Annotated in this window: 12 protein-coding genes; all 12 read right to left on the bottom strand. The window is 73.2% G+C overall.

Features of this window, described 5'->3' with window-relative positions; all coding sequences use genetic code 11:
- Positions 1–70: 70 nt before the first annotated feature.
- Positions 71–3,949, bottom strand: a complete 3,879-nt coding sequence (locus ACTJIY_RS07555) for an alpha-L-arabinofuranosidase C-terminal domain-containing protein (protein ID WP_440674717.1) — start codon at positions 3,947–3,949, stop codon at positions 71–73.
- Between the two features lie 270 nt (positions 3,950–4,219).
- Positions 4,220–5,197, bottom strand: coding sequence for a galactofuranose ABC transporter, permease protein YjfF (gene yjfF, locus ACTJIY_RS07550; protein WP_253055031.1), 978 nt, complete (start codon positions 5,195–5,197; stop codon positions 4,220–4,222).
- Between the two features lie 80 nt (positions 5,198–5,277).
- Positions 5,278–6,336, bottom strand: a complete 1,059-nt coding sequence (locus ACTJIY_RS07545; protein WP_440674716.1) for an ABC transporter permease — start codon at positions 6,334–6,336, stop codon at positions 5,278–5,280.
- Entirely contained in the window at positions 6,333–7,874 is a 1,542-nt protein-coding gene (locus tag ACTJIY_RS07540; protein WP_353707728.1) for a sugar ABC transporter ATP-binding protein, read from the bottom strand. Before ACTJIY_RS07540 ends, ACTJIY_RS07545 begins: the two co-directional genes overlap by 4 nt.
- Positions 7,875–8,094: 220 nt before the next feature.
- Positions 8,095–9,111 (bottom strand): ABC transporter substrate-binding protein, encoded by a 1,017-nt coding sequence (locus ACTJIY_RS07535; protein WP_253055028.1) that lies wholly within the window; start codon positions 9,109–9,111, stop codon positions 8,095–8,097.
- Between the two features lie 460 nt (positions 9,112–9,571).
- Positions 9,572–11,080 carry an L-arabinose isomerase gene (gene araA / locus ACTJIY_RS07530; RefSeq protein ID WP_253055027.1) on the bottom strand — a complete coding sequence of 503 codons (1,509 nt, stop codon included), beginning with the start codon at positions 11,078–11,080 and terminating at the stop codon, positions 9,572–9,574.
- 185 nt (positions 11,081–11,265) lie between these two features.
- Positions 11,266–12,036 carry an L-ribulose-5-phosphate 4-epimerase gene (locus tag ACTJIY_RS07525; protein ID WP_440674715.1) on the bottom strand — a complete coding sequence of 257 codons (771 nt, stop codon included), beginning with the start codon at positions 12,034–12,036 and terminating at the stop codon, positions 11,266–11,268.
- Positions 12,033–13,703 carry a xylulokinase gene (locus ACTJIY_RS07520; RefSeq protein ID WP_440674714.1) on the bottom strand — a complete coding sequence of 557 codons (1,671 nt, stop codon included), beginning with the start codon at positions 13,701–13,703 and terminating at the stop codon, positions 12,033–12,035. Before ACTJIY_RS07520 ends, ACTJIY_RS07525 begins: the two co-directional genes overlap by 4 nt.
- Before the next feature lie 128 nt (positions 13,704–13,831).
- Positions 13,832–14,884 carry a LacI family DNA-binding transcriptional regulator gene (locus tag ACTJIY_RS07515; protein WP_253055130.1) on the bottom strand — a complete coding sequence of 351 codons (1,053 nt, stop codon included), beginning with the start codon at positions 14,882–14,884 and terminating at the stop codon, positions 13,832–13,834.
- Positions 14,885–14,919: 35 nt separating this feature from the next.
- On the bottom strand, positions 14,920–15,801 hold the full coding sequence (proC, locus tag ACTJIY_RS07510; protein WP_253055024.1) for a pyrroline-5-carboxylate reductase: 882 nt from the start codon (positions 15,799–15,801) through the stop codon (positions 14,920–14,922).
- A 158-nt stretch (positions 15,802–15,959) separates the two neighbouring features.
- Positions 15,960–16,697 (bottom strand): hypothetical protein, encoded by a 738-nt coding sequence (locus tag ACTJIY_RS07505; RefSeq protein ID WP_253055023.1) that lies wholly within the window; start codon positions 16,695–16,697, stop codon positions 15,960–15,962.
- A 168-nt stretch (positions 16,698–16,865) separates the two neighbouring features.
- Complete coding sequence (locus tag ACTJIY_RS07500; protein ID WP_440674713.1) at positions 16,866–20,033, bottom strand: family 43 glycosylhydrolase; 3,168 nt, start codon at positions 20,031–20,033, stop codon at positions 16,866–16,868.
- Positions 20,034–20,520 lie beyond the last annotated feature (487 nt).

The raw sequence follows: 20,520 nt of genomic DNA, 5'->3' as shown, positions 1-20,520 counted from the left end.
TGGTCATGACCACGCCTCTACCTCGCGGTACCAGGGCTCTACCTCGGGCGACCAGGGCTCTACCTCGGGGTCAGCCGCAGTCGAGCGCGTCGTAGGCGACGTCGACGGTCGTGGTGACCTGGTCGCCGTCGACCAGCGCCGTGCCCGTGACGGTCGCGGTGCCGGCCGGGGCCGACGTCGCACGCACCGCGAACGACTGGTACGCGTTCCTGCCCGGCGCCACGTCCGCGACCGTCTTCTGCCCGAACGGCGTGGAGAGCGTCACCGAGACCGGGACGTCCTCGCCGTTCGTCGCGCGCACGGCGACGTACGCCTTCCCCGCCAGGCAGCGCGGCGAGACCTCGACCGCGAGGTCGAGCTCGGGCGCCGCGTCGGACGCGTGCAGCCGCACGAACGTGATCGAGTGCGCGGGGAACTCGTAGGAGAACTCCTCCCCCACGCCCGTCAGCGTCCGCTCCACCGGGACGACCCGCTCGGGGTCGGCCTTGGTGTTGGTGTCCGACGGCGCGCCCACCATCTCCGTGACCGTCGCCTCGGACGCGATGCTCGTGCCGGCCCCGAGCCCCTCGACGTGCACCTGCGTGCGCGCCGCGGTCGCGGTGGGGTTGACGACCTTGACGACGACGTCGCCCGTGTCGTCGTCGCGCGTGACGACCTGGTAGAGCGACTTGGTCGACGGCTGCTCGTAGGACATCTGGAGCTCGCCGTCGAGGTAGAGCTCGATGGTCGAGCCCTCGACGACGACCTTGACGTGGTACGGCTGGCCGGCCTCGATGGAGTGGTTCTCGACGGCCTTCACCTCGTTGGCGCTCCCGCCCGACGCGCGCTGGAGGGCCTGGCGCGAGTTGTTCCACCCGCCGAGGTTCCACCAGTAGTAGTCGTTCGGGCCGCCCGCGGCGAAGCCGACGAGGAAGCCCTCGGCACCCGACGTCTTGCGCGCGTCGAGCTCGAGCGTGTAGCTCGACCAGTCCTTCGCGTATGCGCCGGCGACGATCGACCGGGCGTCGGTGACGTTCGTCGCCGACTGGACGTAGGCGCCGTCCTGCGCCGCCCAGGTGCCCGACTGCGGCTCCCACTGCGACGCCCCGGACTCGAAGTCGTCCGCGAAGAGCACCTCGCCGCTCGCGTTGTCGGTGACGCGCACGTTGTCGTACTGCGCGGCCGTGTTCCACGTGGAGAGGAACACGCCGCCGTCGAGCGTCGCGTCGGCGGGCACCGGGCCCGCGTGCGTGCTCGGCACGACCTCGTCGCCCGCGTTCGCGGAGAACATCTGCTGGACGTAGTAGTTCACCGAGCCCCACGACTCGTCGTTGTCGAACCAGATCGCGTCGGGCGACCACTGGACGTACGACTCGTTCGCGAGCAGCGGCGCGTACGACGCGAGCCGCACGACGTCGGAGTTGCGCTCCAGACCGGTCATGAACGACGCCTCCGCGAGCGCGTTGGCGAAGGTGTTGCCGCGCGACGCGTACTCGCCGAGGAACACGTGCGGCCCCTCGCGGTCGTAGGAGTCGTAGCGCTCGTCGTTCTCGAGGAACCACTGCGGGTCGTTGTAGTAGTGCTCGTCGACGAGGTCGACGTCCTGCTCGCGGTTGAACTCCCAGAGCTCGTCGAAGCGCTGGCCCGTGTCGTCCGGGCCGGAGTTCGAGATGATCTGGACGTCCGGGTAGGCGGCCGCGATCGCGTCGCGGAACGCCGGGAAGTTGGCCTCGAACGTCTTCGTGTTCTCCTCGTTGCCGAGGCCGACGTACTTCAGGCCGAACGGCTCGGGGTGGCCCAGCTCGGCCCGCACGGCGCCCCACTCGGTCGTCACGTCGCCGTTGGCGAACTCGATGAGGTCCACCGTGTCGTCCACCCAGCGCTGGATCTGCGCCGGGTCCGTCATCTCGGGGATCGTGCTGCCGCAGCCGTTGGCGCCGACCGACACGACGGGCAGCGGCGTCGCGCCGAGGTCCTCCGCGAAGAGGAAGTACTCGAGGTACCCGATGCCGTACGACTGGTTGTAGCCCCAGAAGTTCCAGTTGGTCGCGCGCTCCTCGACCGGGCCGATCGTCTCCTTCCACTGGTACGTGCGGCGACGGTCGGTGAAGCCCGACTCCTCGTACGTGCGGAACGTGCCGACGTTCGTCACGCAGCCGCCGGGGAAGCGCAGGAACTGCGGGTCGAGCGCGTCGATCTTCTCGGCGAGGTCCTTGCGGAGCACCGACTTCCCGTTGACCGGCCCGACCCACGTGTCCTGCGGGAAGAGCGACACCTGGTCGAGCGCGAGCGTGCCCGCCGCGCCGGAGAGCAGCGCGAGCCGCCCGGCGTTCGTCGTGCCGGTCGCGGTGAGCGTGACGTCGTACTTCTTCCAGGCGTTCGAGCCGTCGACGGCGACCTGGCCGGTCGCGTACGCCGTGGTCCCGGCGGCGTCCTCGACGCGCACGGTGACGGTCTGCGCCGTCGCCGACCGCGCCCAGACGGAGAAGTCGTACGACTCCCCCTCCTCGACGAACAGGCCCGTGTTGTACCCGGCGTTGCGCACCCCGGCGCCCGCGGCGGTCGTCGTGAGGTTGAGGTAGGTGCGGTTCGTCGCGTTGAGCCGCCCGGCGTCGTTCACGACCTGCGTCGTGGCCGTCGCGCCGCCGCGGTTCGCGGCGCTCCACGCGGTGAGCCCCGTGAACGACCCGTTGTCCTGGGAGGTGAACTCGAACGACCGGTTGCGCACGAGCTCCGCGTACAGGCCGCCGTCGGCCGCGTAGTTGATGTCCTCGTAGAAGATGCCGTACAGCTCGTCGCTCATCTCCGTGCGCTCGCCGGCGAGGTCCACGGTGATCTCGTGGTCCGCGCTCGTGGCGGGCGTGACCGTGAGCTTCGTGGCCGCGTCGCGCGGGCCGAGCACGAGCGCGCCGTCGGACGCGCGCACGCCGGCGTACCGCTCCGGGTCGGCCGCGTCGCGCAGCCAGACCGTGCCGCCGCCCGCGTCGGTGAGCCGCAGCGCGGTCGCGTCGTCGCCCGCGGCTCCGAGGGAGAGCCGGGACGCGCCGGTCACGACGACGGGGCGGTCGCCCGCCGTGAGCGTGACCGGGGACGTGCCGTCGGGGCCGTCGACCCCGGTCGCGGCGAGCGCGACCGTCGTCGCGGGGCGTTCGTCGTCGAGGGCCAGGCCGTCGTCGGTCGCCACGAGGTACCGGGCGTCGCCGGGACCCGCGAGCGTGAACGCGCCGTCGGGCACCTGGTCGGCGCCCTCGGCGGCCTGGAGCGCCACGTAGTCGAACGCCGCCGCGTGCGACGTGCCGTTCTGCGCGGCGAGCGCGTACAGGCCGACGTGCGTCGTCGGGAAGTCGACGGTCACGGAGCCCGCGGGCTGCCACGCGGCGCCGTCCCAGAAGCTCGTCGCGATGGTGTCGCCGGTGCGCTGCATGCGCAGCGTCTCCCCGGTGGAGCCCGGGCGGTCCGTGAAGGCGGCCGCGGTGAAGACGCCGCCGGTCTCGACGTCGTTCTCGATCGCGCGGCCCGACGGCGAGAGGTCGCCCACGAAGGTCAGCCCGGACCGGACGTAGTTGTCCATGTCCTGCCACGCGACGAGACCCGCGCCCTGGTAGACGGAGGCGACGGGCGCCTCCACGTGCGTGACGACGGTGAAGTCGCCCGCCGGCACGTCGAGCAGCACGACGTTCTTCGCGCTGTTCGCGTCCTGGTAGGTGTCGCCGGGCTGCGACGCGAGCGTGAGCTTCCCGCCGGCGACGGACAGCGCCTCGGGAACGGGGTTGACGACCGTCCAGTCGGGGCCGAGGCCGGCGCCGTCGAACGCGTCGACCCACGCGCCGTCCGGCAGGTCGGGCTCCGCGGCGGTGGCGGGCACCGACGTCGCGAGCGCGACCGTGCCGACCAGGCCGGTCGCGACGGCCAGCGCGACCGCCCGGCGGCGGGCCGTGCGGGGCCGTGGAGGGTGGAAGGACGTATCCATGGGCTTCCTCTCATCGTCGAGAGACACGCACCATTGCGTGTGAGCGTTAACAGGATCGTGGCCGAGCCTAGTGTGAACGCTCACATTCGACAAGGGTCATGTCATGACACACCGCCGGCCGGGCGTGCGCCCGGCCGACCCAGGGGTGCCGGCCCCCGTCCAGCTCCGGTGAACCCGGGCGAGACGCCCGGGCAGACGGCCGCGGCGCCGGGCCCGCGCCCGCCACGACGTCACGAGGACGCCGCGGCGGCCGGGCCCGGCACCGACGGCTCACCTCCGCCTGACGACCAGCACGCGCTGCAGGATCACGAAGACCAGGAGCAGCACGCCGATGACGATCTTGGTCCACCACGAGCTCAGCGTGCCCTCGAAGGTGATGATCGTCTGGATGAGGCCGAGCACGAGCACGCCGAGCACGGACCCGAGCACGAAGCCCGTGCCGCCCGTGAGCAGCGTGCCGCCGATGACGACCGCGGCGATCGCGTCGAGCTCCATGCCCACGCCCGTGAGCGAGTAGCCGGACCGCGAGAACATCGCGAACAGCAGGCCGCCGATGCCGGCGCACGTGCCGCTCACCACGTACACGAGCACCTTGGTGCGTGCGACGGGCAGGCCCATGAGCATCGCCGACTGCTCGCCGCCGCCGATCGCGTACACGGTGCGGCCGAACTGCGTGTAGTGCAGCACGTAGAACGCGATCGCGACGACGACCAGGGCGATGATGACCGCGGTCGTGATGCGCCAGCCGTCGCCGAACTCCTGGCTCCAGCCCGCCAGGGCGACGAACGACTCGTCCGTGATCGGGATCGACTGCAGCGAGATCACGTAGCAGAGGCCCCGCGCGAGGAACATCGCCGCGAGCGTCGCGATGAACGGCTGGATGTCGAAGACGTGCACCATCAACCCGACCGCGAGGCCGAGGACGGTCCCGATGAGGACCGAGACGAGGAGCACGACGGCGACGGGCCAGCCGCTCTGGAGCAGGGACGCCGTCGTGATGCCCGAGAGCGCCACGACCGCGCCGACCGACAGGTCGATGCCGCCCGTGAGGATGACGAAGGTCATCCCGACCGCGAGCACGATGAGGAACGAGTTGTTGATGAAGAGGTTCGAGATGACGCGGGCCGAGAGGAAGTTCTCGTACCGGCTGCCGCCCACCACGAGCATGAGCGCGAGCACCGCGAACGTGCCGAGGACCGGGAGGTAGCGCCGGTCGAGGCGGAAGCGGCTCGTGAGTCGCTCGGTCATTCTCGGGCCTCCGGGGGTGGCGGTCTCGGCGCCCCGGGGGTCGGGCGGCGAGGTCGGGGCAGGGGTCTGCACGGCGGACATCAGGCGCTCACCTCCGCGGCCGCGGCGGCCGTCGGGGCCGCGCGACGTCGTCGGGCGGCGACCATGTCGCGCACCTTCGGGGACTGCGCGAGGCAGACCGCGATGACGACGATCGCCTTGAACAGGGGCGTGACCGACGGCGAGATGCCGAGCATCGTCACCGTGAGCGTGAGCGTCTGGATGATGAGGACGCCGACGAGCGTGCCCGAGAGCGAGAACTTGCCGCCGGCGAGCGACGTGCCGCCGATGACGACGGCGAGGATCGCGTCGAGCTCGATGAAGAGACCGGCGTTGTTCGCGTCGGCCGCCATGGTGCTCGAGGAGATCATGAGGCCCGCGAGGCCCGCGAAGAGGGCGCACACCGCGTAGACGGTCCAGATGATGCTGCGCGACTTGACGCCGGCGAGGCGGCTCGCCTCGGGGTTGATGCCGACGGACTCGATGAGCATGCCGAGCGCGGTCCGGCGCGTGAGCAGCGCGACCGCCACGAAGACGACGCCCGCGAGGACGACCGCCACGGGGATCCCGAGCCAGAACCCGGAGCCGATCGCCTTGAACGGCGCGCTGTTGACCGTCGTGATCTGACCGCCCGTGATGAGCATCGCGACGCCGCGGCCCGCGGTCATGAGCACGAGCGTCGCGATGATGGGCTGGATCCCGAGGACCGAGACCAGGAAGCCGTTCCACACGCCGAGGACGAACGACAGCGCGAGCGCGATGCCGACGGCCACCAGGACCGTGGTCAGGCTGTCCGGGGAGGGCGACGATGCGATGAAGCTCAGCGCCACGGCCCCGGAGATCGCGACGACCGCGCCGACCGACAGGTCGATGCCCCGCGTCGCGATGACGAGCGTCATGCCGAGCGCGACCAGCAGCAGCGGCGCGCCGTTCTTCAGCAGGTTGACGAGCGACCCGAAGAGGTGGCCGTCCTGGAGCCGGATCGACAGGAAGCTCGGCCGGTTGATGGTGTTGACCGCCAGCAGCACGACCAGCGCGACGATCGGCCAGAAGAGCCGGTGCTGGACGGCGCGCTGCCAGGCGGGTGCCGTGGTGCTCATGACTCCTGCCCTCCGCTCGCGATGAGCTCGACGACGTCCTCGACCGTGACGTCCTCGTCGTTGGTGATCTCCGCGACCTTGACCCGGTCGCGCATGACGGCGATGCGGTGGCTGAGCCGCAGCACCTCCTCGAGCTCGGCCGAGATGAAGACGACCGACATGCCCTCGCCCGCGAGCTGGGCCACGAGCTTCTGGATCTCGGCCTTGGCGCCGACGTCGATGCCGCGCGTCGGCTCGTCGAGGATGAGCAGCTTGGGGGCCGTCGCGAGCCAGCGCGCGAGGAGCACCTTCTGCTGGTTGCCGCCCGAGAGGTTCTTGATGAGGGCGTCCGGGTTGCCGGGGCGGATCGCGAGCGCCTTGATGTAGGTCTCGACGATCTCGTCGACCTGCTTCTTCGGCAGGCGTCGCGCCCAGCCGCGCTCCGCCTGGAGCCCGAGCACGATGTTCTCGCGGATCGTCAGGTCGCCGACGATCCCTTCGGCCTTGCGGTGCTCCGAGGAGAACGCGATCTTGCGCTGCATCGCGCTGCGCGGCGTGCGCAGGCGTGCGGGCGCGCCACCCACGCGCACCTGACCCGAGTCGGCGCGGTCCGCGCCGGCGAGCAGGCGCGCGAGCTCGGTGCGGCCCGAGCCGAGCAGGCCGGCGAGGCCCACGACCTCGCCCGGGTACACGTCGAGGTCGAACGGCTGGACCGAGCCCTTGCGGCCGACGCCGAGGGCCTGGACGAACGGGGTGGTCCCGTCGCGGTCGGCCACGGAGCGCTTGGGCGCCTCCTCGAGCTCCTCGAGCACCTCGAGCGAGGTGCCGATCATCTTGGAGACGAGCTCGAGGCGCGGGAGCTCCGCGGTCACGTACTCGCCGACGAGCTTCCCGTTGCGCAGGACCGTCATGCGGTCCGAGATCTCGTAGACCTGCTCGAGGAAGTGCGAGACGAAGAGGATCGCGACGCCCTCGTCGCGCAGCCGCCGCACGACGGCGAAGAGCTGGGCGACCTCGTCCGCGTCGAGGCTCGAGGTCGGCTCGTCGAGGATGAGGACCTTGCACTCGACGACGAGCGCACGGCAGATCGCGACGAGCTGCTGCACGGCGAGCGAGTGGGCCGCGAGCGACGAGGCCGGGTCGATGTCGAGGTTGAGGCGGGCGAGCATCTCGCCCGCGCGTCGGCGCGTCGTGCGCCAGTCGATCGCGCCGAGGCGGCGCGGCTCGTGGCCGAGCATGATGTTCTCGGCGACCGAGAGGTTCTCGCAGAGGTTGACCTCCTGGTACACCGGCGAGACGCCGGCGGCCTGGGCCTCGCCCGGGCCGGAGAACGTGTGCTCGGCGCCGTCGACGACGATGCGACCGGAGTCGATCGAGTAGACGCCCGTGAGCGCCTTGATGAGCGTCGACTTGCCGGCGCCGTTCTCGCCCATGAGGGCGTGGACCTCTCCGGGCCGGAGCGTGAGGTCGACTCCGTCGAGCGCCTTGACGCCCGGGAACTCGATCGAGATCCCGGTCATCTCGACGACGGGTCGACCGTCGGGGACGGCGGTAGTCATGGGTGACCTTCCGTGCAGCGGTGGCGACGGGGCTGCCGGGCCCCGGGTCGCCTCAGGACGCCGGCGACGTCGGCATGCCGGCGGTGGTGCGTCGGCCGCGCGCCGGGGAGACGTGCTCTCCCGGCGCGCGACCCGTCCGTGGTGGCGGGGCCGGTCGGCGTGGACCGGCCCCGCCGGGCGGGAGTCCTCGCGGATCGCTCCGAGAGGGCCGCCGAGCCGGTCAGTACTCGCGCGTCGGGAGCGCCTCGACGGCCTGCTCCTGCGTGAAGGACTGGTCCTCCACGACGATGCGCTTCTCGACCTCCTCGCCCGCGACGACCTTCTTGATGATCTCCGCCAGGTCCGGGCCGAGGAGCGGGTTGCACTCGACGATGAAGTTGATCTTGCCGTCGGCGAGCGCCTGCATGCCGTCCTTCACCGCGTCGACGGTGACGATCTTGATGTCCTCGCCCGGGACGAGGCCCGCGGCCTCGATGGCCTCGATGGCACCGAGGCCCATGTCGTCGTTGTGCGCGTAGACGAGGTCGATGTCGTCGTGCGCCTGGAGGAAGCCCTCCATGACCGTCTTGCCCTCGGCGCGCGTGAAGTTGCCCGTCTGGGAGTCGATGATCGTGACGTTCGGGTTGTCCTTCGTGGCGTTCTCGAACCCGGTCTTGCGGTCGATCGCGGGCGCCGCGCCGGTGGTGCCCTGGAGCTCGACGACGTTGATGGGCTCGGTCGCGACGTTCTCCGAGACCCAGTCACCGGCCATCTCGCCCTCGAGGACGAAGTCGGAGCCGATGAACGACTCGTAGAGGGTGTCGTCCGCGGAGTCCACGGCGCGGTCCGTGAGGATCACGGGGATGCCGGCCTGCTTGGCCTCCTCGAGCACCGCGTCCCAGCCGGACTCGACGACCGGGGAGAACGCGATGACGTCCACGCCCTGCGCGATGTAGGAGCGGATCGCCTGGATCTGGTTCTCCTGCTTCTGCTGCGCGTCGGAGAACTTGAGGTCGAACCCGTTCTCGGCCGTGAGCGTGTCCTGGATGGACTTGGTGTTCGCCGCGCGCCAGCCGGACTCGGCGCCCACCTGCGAGAAGCCGACGACGATCGTGTCGCCGCTGCCGCCGTCGCCACCCGCGTCGTTGCTGCTGTCGTCCGTGCTGCCGCCCCCGCTGCTGCACGCCGCGAGCGCGAGGACCGCCACGCCGGCGAGGACACCCGTCAGACGCGTGCGCGCCTTGGTCGTGCTGAACATGCTCTCCTCCTTGAGATGCGACCTCGGCGCCGTGCCGAGGGTCGTCGGGTCGTGCCAGCCCACCGTCGGGCTGTTGACTCTTGTTGATACATGTTTGCTTGTGTCAATGTCTAGCGGTGTCAGCACCTCTCCCGCAAGCCCCGACCCGGCATTCCGCATAACCGTTCGGTAACCGTTGTGGTCACCGCCCGACACTGCGGCGTGCCGTCCGTGCGGAGCCTGCCGAGGCACCGAGCCCTAGACCTGCGAATGTGATCGCTCACACCCTCCCGAGAGACGATGTTAGCGCTCACACGCGCCGAGGGGAAGCGACCCCCCGTCACGGTTCGGTCACGACCGCACCGACCAAGAGACCCCACGGCGCCGAGAGAGCGACGCACGGCCGCGACGGCGCGCGAACTGGTGCCGCAGGCCGCTGTCTCGGCCGGGATCGCTCTCTCGGCGTCAGGGCGGGACGGGCTCAGAGGCCCTGCGCGACGCGGTAGAACACCTGGTTCCACCGGACCTGGTCGCGGAAGCCTCGGCGCGTCGTGGCCTCGTCGATGACCAGGAGCTCGGTGCGGGCGATGTCCGCGAAGACCTCGAACGCGTCGATGCCGGCCGCGGTGGAGAGCACCGTGTGGTGCGCGCCGCCCGCGGTGAGCCACGCCTCGGCGGAGGTCGCGAAGTCGGGGCGCGGCTCCCACACCGCCCGCGCCACGGGCAGGTGCGGCAGCGGCGCCGAGGGCGCCACGACGTCGACCACGTTGGCGGTCAGGCGGAACCGGTCGCGCATGTCCGCGAGGGACACGACGACGCCGACGCCCGGGTCGGCGTCGAACACCATGCGGACCGGGTCCTCCTTGCCGCCGATGCCGAGCGGGTGGATCTCGACCCGGGGCTTCGAGGTCGTGAGCGACGGGCAGATCTCGAGCATGTGCGCGCCGAGGATCTTCTCGCTGCCGGGCGTGAGGTCGTACGTGTAGTCCTCCATGAGCGACGCCCCGCCGGGCAGGCCTTCGCCCATGACCTTCGCGGCGCGCACGAGCACGGCGGTCTTCCAGTCGCCCTCGGCGCCGAACCCGTAGCCCTTGGCCATGAGGCGCTGGACGGCGATGCCGGGGAGCTGGCGCAGGTCGCCCAGGTCCTCGAAGTTCGTCGTGAACGCCTTGGCGCCGACCGACTCGAGGAACGTCTCGAGCGCGATCTCCTGCCGGGCCGCGTACCGCAGCGAGGCGTGCCGGTCGCCGTCCTTGCGCAGCTCGGGGACCACGTCGTAGAGGTCCTCGTACTCGGCGACGAGCGCGTCGACGTCGGCCTCGGAGACCTCCTCGACCGCGCGCACGAGGTCGTTCACGCCCCACGTGTTCACGCTCACACCGAACCGGAGCTCGGCCTCGGTCTTGTCGCCCTCGGTCACCGCGACGTTGCGCATGTTGTCGCCGAAGCGGGCGAGGCGCAGCTCGTGCGTCGCCGCCCATCCGGCGGCTCCGCGCACCCACGAGCCGACGCGCGCGGTGACGGCCGGGTTCGAGACGTGCCCGACGACCGTCGTGCGGGCCACCCCGAGCCGCGTCGCGACGTACGCGTACTCGCGGTCGCCGTGCGCGGCCTGGTTGAGGTTCATGAAGTCGAAGTCGATCGTGTCCCACGGCAGCTCGACGTTCGCCTGCGTGTGCAGGTGCAGGAGCGGCTTGCGGAGCTGGTCGAGGCCCCCGATCCACATCTTCGCGGGGCTGAACGTGTGCATCCACGTCACGACGCCCAGGACGCGGTCGTCCGCGTTGGCGTCGAGCATCGCGCGCCGGATCGAGCCGGCGTCCTTGAGCACGGGCTTCCAGACCACGGTCGCCGGGACGTCCGGCGACGCGTCGAGGGCGCGCGCGACCTCCTGGGACTGCTCGGCGACCTGCCGCAGCGTCTCCTCTCCGTACAGGTCCTGGCTCCCGGTGAGGAACCAGATCTCGCGGTCCGCGTAGGGCTTGCTCATGTCGGTCCACATCTCTCGTGTCGTGAGGCGGGCGCCGCACCGCTGCGGTCCCGTCCCGGGTGGTCGTGCTGTGTCGTGCTGCTGTCGTCCTGCGTCGTGCTGGGTCGTCGTCCGCGCGCCGGGTGCGCGTCGCGCCGCGGGTGCCGGGTGTGTCGGGACGGCCGGGGCCCGGCGCCGACCCGTGGTCAGCGCGGGCCGGGCGCGGGCTGCTGCCCGTAGACGTGCTGGTAGCGCGCGTAGAGCGAGTCGACGTCGTCCTGCGCGATGCGCGTGGGCTCGCCGAGCTGCCGGCTGACGTGCGCGGTCCGGGCGACCTCCTCGCACATGACGGCCGCCTTGACCGCCGCGCGCGCGTCCGTGCCGATCGTGAACGGGCCGTGGTTGCGCATGAGGACCGCGGGGCTGCGGGAGTCGCGCAGGGTCTCGACGATGCCGCGCCCGATCGAGTCGTCGCCGATCAGCGCGAACGGCCCCACGGGGATGTCGCCGCCGAACTCGTCGGCCATCATCGTCAGGACGCACGGGACGGGCTCACCGCGCGCGGCCCAGGCGGTCGCGTACGTCGAGTGGGTGTGCACGACCCCGCCCACCTCCGGCAGGTGCCGGTACACGTAGGCGTGCGCCGCCGTGTCGGACGACGGCGACCTGTCACCCTCGACGAGGGCCGCGTCGAGGTCGCACACGACCATCGCCTCGGGGGTGATGTCGTCGTACGCGACGCCGGACGGCTTGATGACGAGCAGGTCGCCCGAGCCGTCGGGACGCGTGGTGTCGCGGACCCGCTCGGAGACGTTGCCCGCGGTCCAGACGACGAGCTCCCACCGCGGGAGCTCGGCGTGCAGCGCCGCGACGCGCTCCTTGGCGGCGTCGACGGCCTCGCGCAGGTGCGCAGGCACGGCGGGCACCGCGGGCTCAGCGGGTGCCGTGACGTCCGCGGCCGGGGTGGGCGTGGTCATGCGGGGTCCTCTCCTTCGGTGCGGGCAGGCAGTGCCGCCACGGCGGCGCGCTCGACGGCGAGCCCCGCGGCGTAGCGGTCGAGGTAGGCCGCGAACCCGGCGACGTCGGCCGGGTCGGGCGCGACGGTCTCGATCTGGGCGGACGCGAACACGTGGTCGCGCAGGTACGCGCCGAGGTCGTGGCCGGCGACGCCGTCCGCAGACCCGGACGCGGTGCCCGACGCCCGGTCGCGTGCGAACCCGGCGAGCACCGCGATGCCCCACGCGCCGCCCTCGCCCGCCGTGCGCCCGACGCTCACCGGCGCGTCGATCGCCGCGGCGAGCATGCGCTGGGCGACGCCGGCCGTGCGGAACATGCCGCCGTGCGCGAGCATCCCGTCGATCGCGACGCCCTCCGCCGCGAGGACCCGCATGCCGAGCGCGAGCGTCCCGAACGCGCCGTAGACCTGCGTGCGCGCGAAGTTGGCGAGCGTGAGCCGGCTCCCGGGCGTGCGCACGACGAGCGGCCGCCCCTCCGCGAGGCCCGTGATCGGCTCGCCCGCGAGGTAGTTGTAGGCCAGCAGCCCGCCGCCGTCCGCGTCGCCGTCCAGCGCGGCGCGGAAGAGGGCGCCGAACACGTCGTCCGGTCCCGCGTCGCTGCCGACGGCCGCGGCCAGCTCGCCGAGCAGGCCCGCCCACGCGTCGAGCTCGCTCGCGCCGTTGTTGCAGTGGACCATCGCGACGAGGTCGCCCGCGGGCGTCGTGACGAGGTCGAGCTCGTGGTGCACGCCGCCGAGCGGGCGCTCGAGCACGACCATCGCGAAGATGCTCGTGCCCGCGCTGACGTTGCCGGTGCGCGGTGCGACGGCGTTGGTGGCGACCATGCCCGTGCCCGCGTCGCCCTCGGGCGGGCACAGCAGCACCCCGGGGGCGAGCGCGCCCGACGGGTCGAGCCAGGCCGCGCCCTCGGCCGTGAGCCGGCCCGCGTCGTCGCCGGCCACGAGGACCTCGGGCAGGAGCTCCGCGAGCTTCGGGCCTGCGCGGTGCGTCGCGGCACGCTCGTCGACGAGCGCGAGGAGCGCCTGGTCGTAGTCGCGCGTCGCCGGGTCGACGGGGAACATGCCGGACGCGTCGCCCACGCCGAGCACGTGGCGGCCCGTGAGCCGCCGGTGGACGTACCCGGCGAGCGTCGTGAGCGACGCGACGTGGGCCGCGTGCGGCTCGGCGTCGAGGATCGCCTGGTACCAGTGCGCGACCGACCAGCGCAGCGGGACGTTGTACCCGAGCAGCTCCGTGAGCTCGGCGGCGGCCGGCCCGGTCGACGTGTTGCGCCACGTGCGGAACGGGACGAGCAGCTCCCCGTCCGCGTCGAACGCGAGGTAGCCGTGCATCATCGCGGACACGCCGAGCGCGCCGTAGGTCGTGGGCCGCACGCCGTACCGCGACTCGACGTCGTCCACGAGGCGCGCGTAGCAGTCGCGCAGCCCGGCCTCGACGGCGTCGAGCGAGTACGTCCACGTGCCGTCCTCGAACCTGTTCTCCCACGCGTGGCTGCCGCTCGCGAGCGGCGTGCCGTCGCCGTCCACGAGGCACGCCTTGATCCGCGTCGACCCGAGCTCGATCCCGAGCGCGGTCTCCCCTGCCACGACGGCCGCCCGACGGCGACCGGCCTCGTCCTGCTGCACCATTGCTGCTTCTCCTCGTCGCGGCGTCGCGCTCGGTCGTGTGTCTTCTCGAATGTTAGCGCTCACAACCAGTGAGGCCAACTCCCCCGGAGCGGGTGCTCGCAGATGCCTCGCGGTCGGAGCGCGCGACGTCAGCCGCGCGGCGTCGCCGTGCTCTCGCGGACCATGAGCTCGGGCGGGATGGAGACGGGCCGGACGGTCGCGCCGGACAGGGCGTCGATCATCATCCCCATGCACCGGCGCCCGAGCGAGCCGAACGGCTGGCGCACCGTCGTCAGCGGCGGGATGAAGTGCCCCGCGCCCGCGACGTCGTCGAACCCGACGACCGAGACGTCGCTCGGCACCCGAACGCCCTGCTCCCAGAACGCCCGGAGCAGGCCGAGCGCGAGCTGGTCGTTGCCGGCGAAGACCGCGGTCGGCCCGTCGCCCGCGCGGACCGCGTCCGCGAGCTCCTTCCCGACGGCGTAGCCGCGGTCGGAGGACCAGTCGCCGCGCACCGGCTCGGGCACGGGCGCGCCGTGCTGCTCCAGCGCCGCGCGCCAGCCCGTCTCGCGCTCGCGCGCGTCGAACCAGTCGAGCGGGCCGGACAGGTGCAGCACCGTGCGGTGCCCGAGGCCGAGCAGGTGCTCGGTGGCCAGCCGCGCGCCGAGCCGCTGGTCGACCGCGATGGACAGGATCGCGCCCGGCGCGCCGAGCGCCCCGGCGCTCGGGCGCACGACCTCGGCGGCCTCGCCCTCGCCCGGGCGGTCGCGCGCCGCGATCATGATGACCGGCACGGGGGCGCGGAACGAGTCGACCGCCGCCGCGACGTCGGTCTGCGGCGCGATGACGACGATGCCCTCGACGCCCTGGTCCATGAAGTGCTCGAGCACGCGGTGCATCGTGTCAGCGTCGTAGCGCCGGATCGTCGCGACGCTCACGAAGTACCCCTGCTCGCGCGCCGCCTCCTCGACCGCGATGAGCGTCGACGTCGGCCCGTACAGCGCGGAGCCCGTCGTCACGACGCCGATCGTCCCCGAGCGCATCGTGACGAGCGCGCGGGCCGCGCTGTTGCGGCGGTAGCCGAGCGTCGCGATCGCGTCGAGGACCCGGTCGCGCGTCTCCGGCCGCACGCTGGGGTGGTCGTTGAGCACGCGCGAGACCGTCTGGTGCGACACGCCCGCGAGCCGCGCGACGTCGGACATCGCGGGCGGGCGGGTGCGCGGCGACGGCCCGTCGCTCACGACCCGGCCCTCTCTGGGTCGCGGCGCGGCGCGGGCGCGGCCGCGAGCGCTGCGGCGAGCTCGGCCGACCGGTCGCGCGCGGCCTCGAGAGCGTCGAGGAACGCGGCGCGCACCCCGCCCGCGTCGAGGCGTCGCAGCGCGGCGACGGTCGTCCCGCCGGGCGAGGAGACCTTCTCGCGCGCGATCGCCGGGTGCTCGCCGGTCTCGCGCAGCATCGTCGCGGCGCCGTGCACCGTGGCGGTCGCGAGCTCGAGCGCCGTGGCGCGCGTCAGGCCCAGCAGGACCCCTGCCTCGGCGAGCGCGTCGATCACGTAGAAGACGTAGGCCGGGCCGGAGCCCGACAGCGCCCCGACCGCGTCCTGGTCCTTCTCCGCGACGCGCACGACGAGCCCCGTCGCGGACAGCAGGCGCTCGACGAGCGCGACGTCGTCGTCGTCCGCGGCGGCGCCGCCGCTCACGGCGCTCACCCCGGCGCCCACGACCGACGGCGTGTTCGGCATGACCCGCACGACGGCGGTGCCCGCCGGGAGCCGGTCCTCGTAGAAGGACGTGGGCAGCCCGACGACGACGCTCACCACGACGGCCCCGGCGCCGACGGCGTCGTGGACCTCGTCGAGCAGCGCGGCGACGTCCTTCGGCTTGACCGCGACGACCACCACGCCGGCGCCGCGCACGGCCTCGACGTTGTCCTGGGTCGTCCGGACCCCGTGGCGCGCCGCGAGCTCCTCGGCCCGCTCCGGCCTGCGCACCGTCGCGACGACGTCGGCGGGGTCCCAGCCCGACGCGAGCGCGCCCGCGAGGACGGTCTCGCCCATGACGCCCGTGCCGAGGACGGCGAGCGGTCGCTCAGGGACGGACGGGGTCGGACGGTCGGTCATGGGCGATCAGCTCCCGGTGGTCGGTGAGGGCATTCTTGCGCACCCGGCGGGTGCGCGGGACCGCGGGGCGACCGCCGCGCGCCGTACGCCCCGGGGGGAGGGCGCCCGCAGGGCTTCGGACGGCGTCCGGACCGCGTCGGGTCGGGGTCAGAGCGGGGTCACAGCGGATAGGCGGAGTACACCTCGGTGACGACGTCGGCGGGCCCGGTGGCCTGGAGGACGGCGGTGCCGTTGGTCCAGGTGACGGTCGCCTGCCCGTCGGCGGCGGGCGTCACCGCGTACGTGCCGGCGACCTCGCCCGCGACCTCGACGTCGCCCGTGTCCGTCGGCTCGCCGGCCGTTGCGACGAGGTCGCTCGCCGCGGTCTCCGCCTCCGCGACGGTCGGCCACTGCCCGGCGACCACCGTGACCGTCGTGGCGTCGTCGCCCTCGCCGTCCGCGTACACGAGCTCGTACGCCTCGAGGGCCCGCGCCGTGGACCACGCGTCCGTCGCCGCGTCGCTGCGCAGCACCAGGTCGAGCACCGTGTCCGGGAGCGCCTGGGCGAACGCGGAGGTCCCCGTGCGCGCGACGGGCTCGAGCGTCGGGGTCGGCGGGTCAGCCGTCACGGTCACCGTGGGCGCGGGCTCCGCGTCGGCCCGGGCGAACCCCGGCCAGCCCCAGGCGAGCAGCGCGACCACGAGACCGACGACGAGCACCAGGCCGACGAGCACGACGAGCCGTCGGCGGCGGTAGACGGCCGCCGAGGAGGGCCGCGAGTGGCGGCGGTCGCTCGCGCCCACCGCGTCGCCCGGGCGGCGCGCGGCCGCGCCCTGCCCCGGTCGCGCGGGGCCCTGCCCCGGTCGCGCGGGTGCGGGCGCTCGTCCCGTCGGGCTCCCGCCGGGCGACTGGCTCATCGCGCCTACCTCCGCTGCTCTCGGTCCTCGCGGCCCGGTCCGCTCGGCCGGGGCCCCTGCGGCCAAGAGTAGGACGCGCGCGTGCCCGACCCCTCGCGCTGACGCGGGGTGTCGGGCACGCGCGGACGGGTTCACCCGCCCGTCATGACCCGGGCGGGGTCGGGATCGTCACCCGCAGCCCAGGGCGGCGTACTCGGCCCCGGTCTCCGTCGTCACCTCCGTGCCGTCGACCGTGCCGGTCGCGCGCACGACCACGGCGCCCGCCTCGACGGTCGTCGCGCGGACGGCGAACGACTGGTAGGCGCTCTTGCCCGGCTCCACCGCCGGGAACGACCGCGTCCCGTACGGCGTCTCGACGACGACGTCGACGGGCGCGTCGTGGTCGTGGGTGGCGACCACGGCGACGTAGGCCCTGCCGGCGAGGCAGCGCGCCTGCGCGGTGACCGTCACCGGGAGCTCGGGCTCGGGGCCGCCCGTGCCCGGGTCGTCCGCGAACGCGCGCCACTCGGTGACGGCGACCGCCGAGTACGTCGTCCCGTTGCCGTTCGCCGCGAAGGTCGCCCGGAGGCGCGACGTGGTGACCGGGTCGAACGTCACGGTGTTGAAGGCGGTCGTGCTCGTGCCGTACCCGGACGGGTTCGCCACGGGGGCCCAGGCCTGCGCCGCGTCGTCCCAGTACTCCAGCACCCAGGAGTCGGGGCGGACGACGCCGTCCCCGCTCCCCGGGTCCGAGTCCCGCCAGAACTTCAGCTCCGCGCCCGTGAGGCGGATCGGGCGCGACCAGTCGTACCGGACCCACTGCGTCGCCGGCCGCGTCCCGGACCACGTGCCCCAGATCTGGGCCTGGCTCGGGTTCGCCGGGTCGGCGCCGTCGTTGAGCGCGCCGACGCTGTTCCACCCGGAGGTGTACGACGCGCTCGCCGTGGCGATCGGCGCGACGTTGCCCGTGAGCGGTCCGGAGACGTCCGCGGGGACCGTCACGGCCTTCGGCGTCTCGGCGTTGCCCGCGGCGTCGACCGCGCGGAACGACACCCGGTGCTGGTTCGCGTCCGGGGCGGCCACGGGACCGCCGTACGGCTGCCACGCGCCGGTCCCGATCGCGTACTCGACGCGCGCGACCCCGGAGGTCGCGTCGGTCGCGGTGACCGTCACCGTGCGCGCCGCCGGGTCGAGGACGCCCGTGCTGACCGGCGCCACGCGGTCGATCCGGACGTCGAGGGCCGCCTCCGGCGAGACGTTGCCCGCGCGGTCCGCGGCCGTCGCGACGACCCGGTGCTCGCCGTCGCCCACGACCGCGACCTCGGTCGACCGGGTCGGCTCCGTGGTGACGGGCGCACCGTCGTCCACGGTCGTCGTGAGGACCACGCGCCCGCCGGAGTCGTCGGCGCCGTCGACCCGGACGCGGACGTCGGAGCGGAACCACCCGTCGCTGCCGGCGCTGCCCAGCGGCGTGAGCGTCAGCGTCGGAGCGGTCTCGTCACCCTCGGCCGGCTCGGCGGGGACCACCGTGACCTCGGTGCGCACGCGACCGCCCGCGTAGCCGAGCACGGACCCCTCGACGTCGAACGTGCCGGGGGCGGCGACGTCGTCCGCGGCGACCTCGTCCCAGAAGGCGGGGACCTGGAGCGTCTCCCCGCCGGGGAACGTCACCGGCACCGTGCCCGGCAGGTCGGTCTCCCCGACCTCGACCGTCACGCCCGTCGGCTCGACGGCGGCGGGCTGCTCGGCCAGGACCTTCCACTCCTCGACGGCGACGGCGGAGTACGTGCTGCCGTTGGTCGAGGCGTCGAAGACCGCGCGCACCTGCGTCGTCGTCACGGGGTCGAACGTCGTGGTCTGGAACCCGCTCGTCCCGGTGCCGTAGGCGCTGGGGTTCGCCACGTCGACCCACGCCCCGCCGTCGGAGGCGTCCCAGTACTGGATGCGCCACGACGCCGGGGCGGCGACGCCGACGCCCGTGCCCTGCGGCTGGTCGTTCCAGAACTCGATCTGCGACCCGGCGAGACGCATCGGCTGGTCCCACGTGTACTGCACCCACTGCTGCGGCGGGTTGTTCCCGGTCCACGTGCCCCACATGTCCGGGGGCAAGGGGTTGGGCCGCACGATCTCGTCGTTGAGCGCCTTCGTCCAGTACTGGGTCGGGACGGGCTCGTTGGAGACGGTGACCGTCGCCTCCTGCGCGACGTTCGCGCGCGGCGTCGTGTCCTTGACCTTCGCGGGCGTCGTGACGACCTGCTTCATGCGGGGCGGCGACTGCGTGTCGTCCCACTCGACGCGGTCGATCGCGACCGAGCGCCGGAAGTGGTTCCCGCCCTCGGCGTCGGCCGTGTGGTAGGCGATCCACCACTCGCCGTCGAACTCGAGGATGCCCGGGTGGCTCGTCGTCGACGAGACCGGGGCGAGGACCGTGCCGCGGTAGGTCCACGGCCCCTCGGGCGAGGTCGCCGTCCCGTACGCGATGCACGCGTGGTAGTTCGCCGGGGTGCACGACAACGTCGGCCCGGCGTTGTTCCCCGCGTACGCCATGTAGTAGGTGCCGTTCCGCTCGAACGCCCACGCGGCCTCGAAGAACCCGGTGAGCCCGGTGACCGTGCGGACCTGACCGACGGGCGTCTTCATGTCCTGCGCGAGCTCGAGCATGCGCAGGTTGGAGAAGCTGCCCCACCAGACGTAGACGCGGGCGTCGTCGCCCTCGCCGTCGACCAGGATCGTGGGGTCGATGTTGTGGATCGTGTTCGGGGTCGGGACGCGCTGCGAGATGATCGGCCCGCCGACGTGGTCGGTCCACGGGCCCGTCGGGGTGTCGGACACCGCGACGCCGATGCCGAACGCGTCGCTCGCCGGGCTGTCCGCCTCGTTCACGGGGACGTACCAGTAGTAGCGCCCGTCGACGCCCTGGACGACCTGCCCCGCGTACGCGCGGCCCGGCGTCGCCCAGTCGAACACGTCCTCGGGCCGCATGAGCGACGGGTGGTGCGTCCACTCCCCCGCGTCGACGTCGCTCGTCACGAACGCACCCCACTCGTTCATGACGAAGTCGTTGCGCGTCGGGCCGGCCTCGTCGTGGCCCGTGTAGACGTAGAGCTCGTCCTCGCCCGTCTCGTTGCCGGGCGCGCCCGCGGGGACGACGAGCGGCGCCGGGTCGGCCGAGTAGTAGCTGCCGTCGCCGAGGATCGGGTTCTCGGTGCTCGTGAACGTGTACGGCTCCGCGGCGGCGGCCGGAGCCGCGGTGGCCGCGAGCCCGGTGAGCGCCAGGCCGGCGCTGAGCACGCTCGCGAGCGCGCCGCGGGCGGGGCTGCGCCCACGCGACGGTCGGGTGGTCGGTCTGTCGGTCATGGGCTGCTCTCCTGACGGTCGGGCCGCTCTCGTACCTGCACGGAGCGGGCCAGAGGTTCTGCGTGGAGGTCGTGCACCCCGGGAGTTCCCTCGGCCCCCGGGGCGCACGGTCGTGGAGCCCGTGCCGGCGGGCAGGTCGGCCGTGTGCCCGGCTGACGGGCGGTGACGCCCCCGCGGGCGGGGGTCGGACGCGTCACCGCCGTCGTCACGGCACCGTCGTCGTGCGCGGGATGGCAGCCCTGCCGGGCGGGCCGACGGCGGCGCGCACCTCAGGGGTGTCGCGTGCGGGCCGTCGTCGCGCTCGCGTCGTCACGGGCGTGCACCTCTCGTCGTCGAGCCGGTCGTCCGGTGCCGACCCTGCCACATACAGAAATGTGATCGCAATGGTTTTCGGCCATCTGCTGCCGGGCGGTCTCGGACGGCACCGCGAGCGCGCCCGTGCCGAGCGCTCCGAACCGCAGGATGCTGCGCACGGACGGGTCGGGGC

The sequence above is a fragment of the Cellulosimicrobium sp. 22598 genome, from assembly GCF_052044445.1.
Lineage (GTDB): Bacteria > Actinomycetota > Actinomycetes > Actinomycetales > Cellulomonadaceae > Cellulosimicrobium > Cellulosimicrobium cellulans_G.
The sequence above is the reverse complement of the archived record's forward strand: the minus strand, read 5'-3'. Positions and strand labels throughout refer to the sequence as shown.

What these genes read in the sequence shown, in the direction of transcription:
- ACTJIY_RS07555 (WP_440674717.1), bottom strand. Translation starts at nt 3,949, where the DNA reads ATGGATACGTCCTTCCACCCTCCACGGCCCCGCACGGCCCGCCGCCGG.
- yjfF (WP_253055031.1), bottom strand. Translation starts at nt 5,197, where the DNA reads ATGACCGAGCGACTCACGAGCCGCTTCCGCCTCGACCGGCGCTACCTC.
- ACTJIY_RS07545 (WP_440674716.1), bottom strand. Translation starts at nt 6,336, where the DNA reads ATGAGCACCACGGCACCCGCCTGGCAGCGCGCCGTCCAGCACCGGCTC.
- ACTJIY_RS07540 (WP_353707728.1), bottom strand. Translation starts at nt 7,874, where the DNA reads ATGACTACCGCCGTCCCCGACGGTCGACCCGTCGTCGAGATGACCGGG.
- ACTJIY_RS07535 (WP_253055028.1), bottom strand. Translation starts at nt 9,111, where the DNA reads ATGTTCAGCACGACCAAGGCGCGCACGCGTCTGACGGGTGTCCTCGCC.
- araA (WP_253055027.1), bottom strand. Translation starts at nt 11,080, where the DNA reads ATGAGCAAGCCCTACGCGGACCGCGAGATCTGGTTCCTCACCGGGAGC.
- ACTJIY_RS07525 (WP_440674715.1), bottom strand. Translation starts at nt 12,036, where the DNA reads ATGACCACGCCCACCCCGGCCGCGGACGTCACGGCACCCGCTGAGCCC.
- ACTJIY_RS07520 (WP_440674714.1), bottom strand. Translation starts at nt 13,703, where the DNA reads ATGGTGCAGCAGGACGAGGCCGGTCGCCGTCGGGCGGCCGTCGTGGCA.
- ACTJIY_RS07515 (WP_253055130.1), bottom strand. Translation starts at nt 14,884, where the DNA reads ATGTCCGACGTCGCGCGGCTCGCGGGCGTGTCGCACCAGACGGTCTCG.
- proC (WP_253055024.1), bottom strand. Translation starts at nt 15,801, where the DNA reads ATGACCGACCGTCCGACCCCGTCCGTCCCTGAGCGACCGCTCGCCGTC.
- ACTJIY_RS07505 (WP_253055023.1), bottom strand. Translation starts at nt 16,697, where the DNA reads ATGAGCCAGTCGCCCGGCGGGAGCCCGACGGGACGAGCGCCCGCACCC.
- ACTJIY_RS07500 (WP_440674713.1), bottom strand. Translation starts at nt 20,033, where the DNA reads ATGACCGACAGACCGACCACCCGACCGTCGCGTGGGCGCAGCCCCGCC.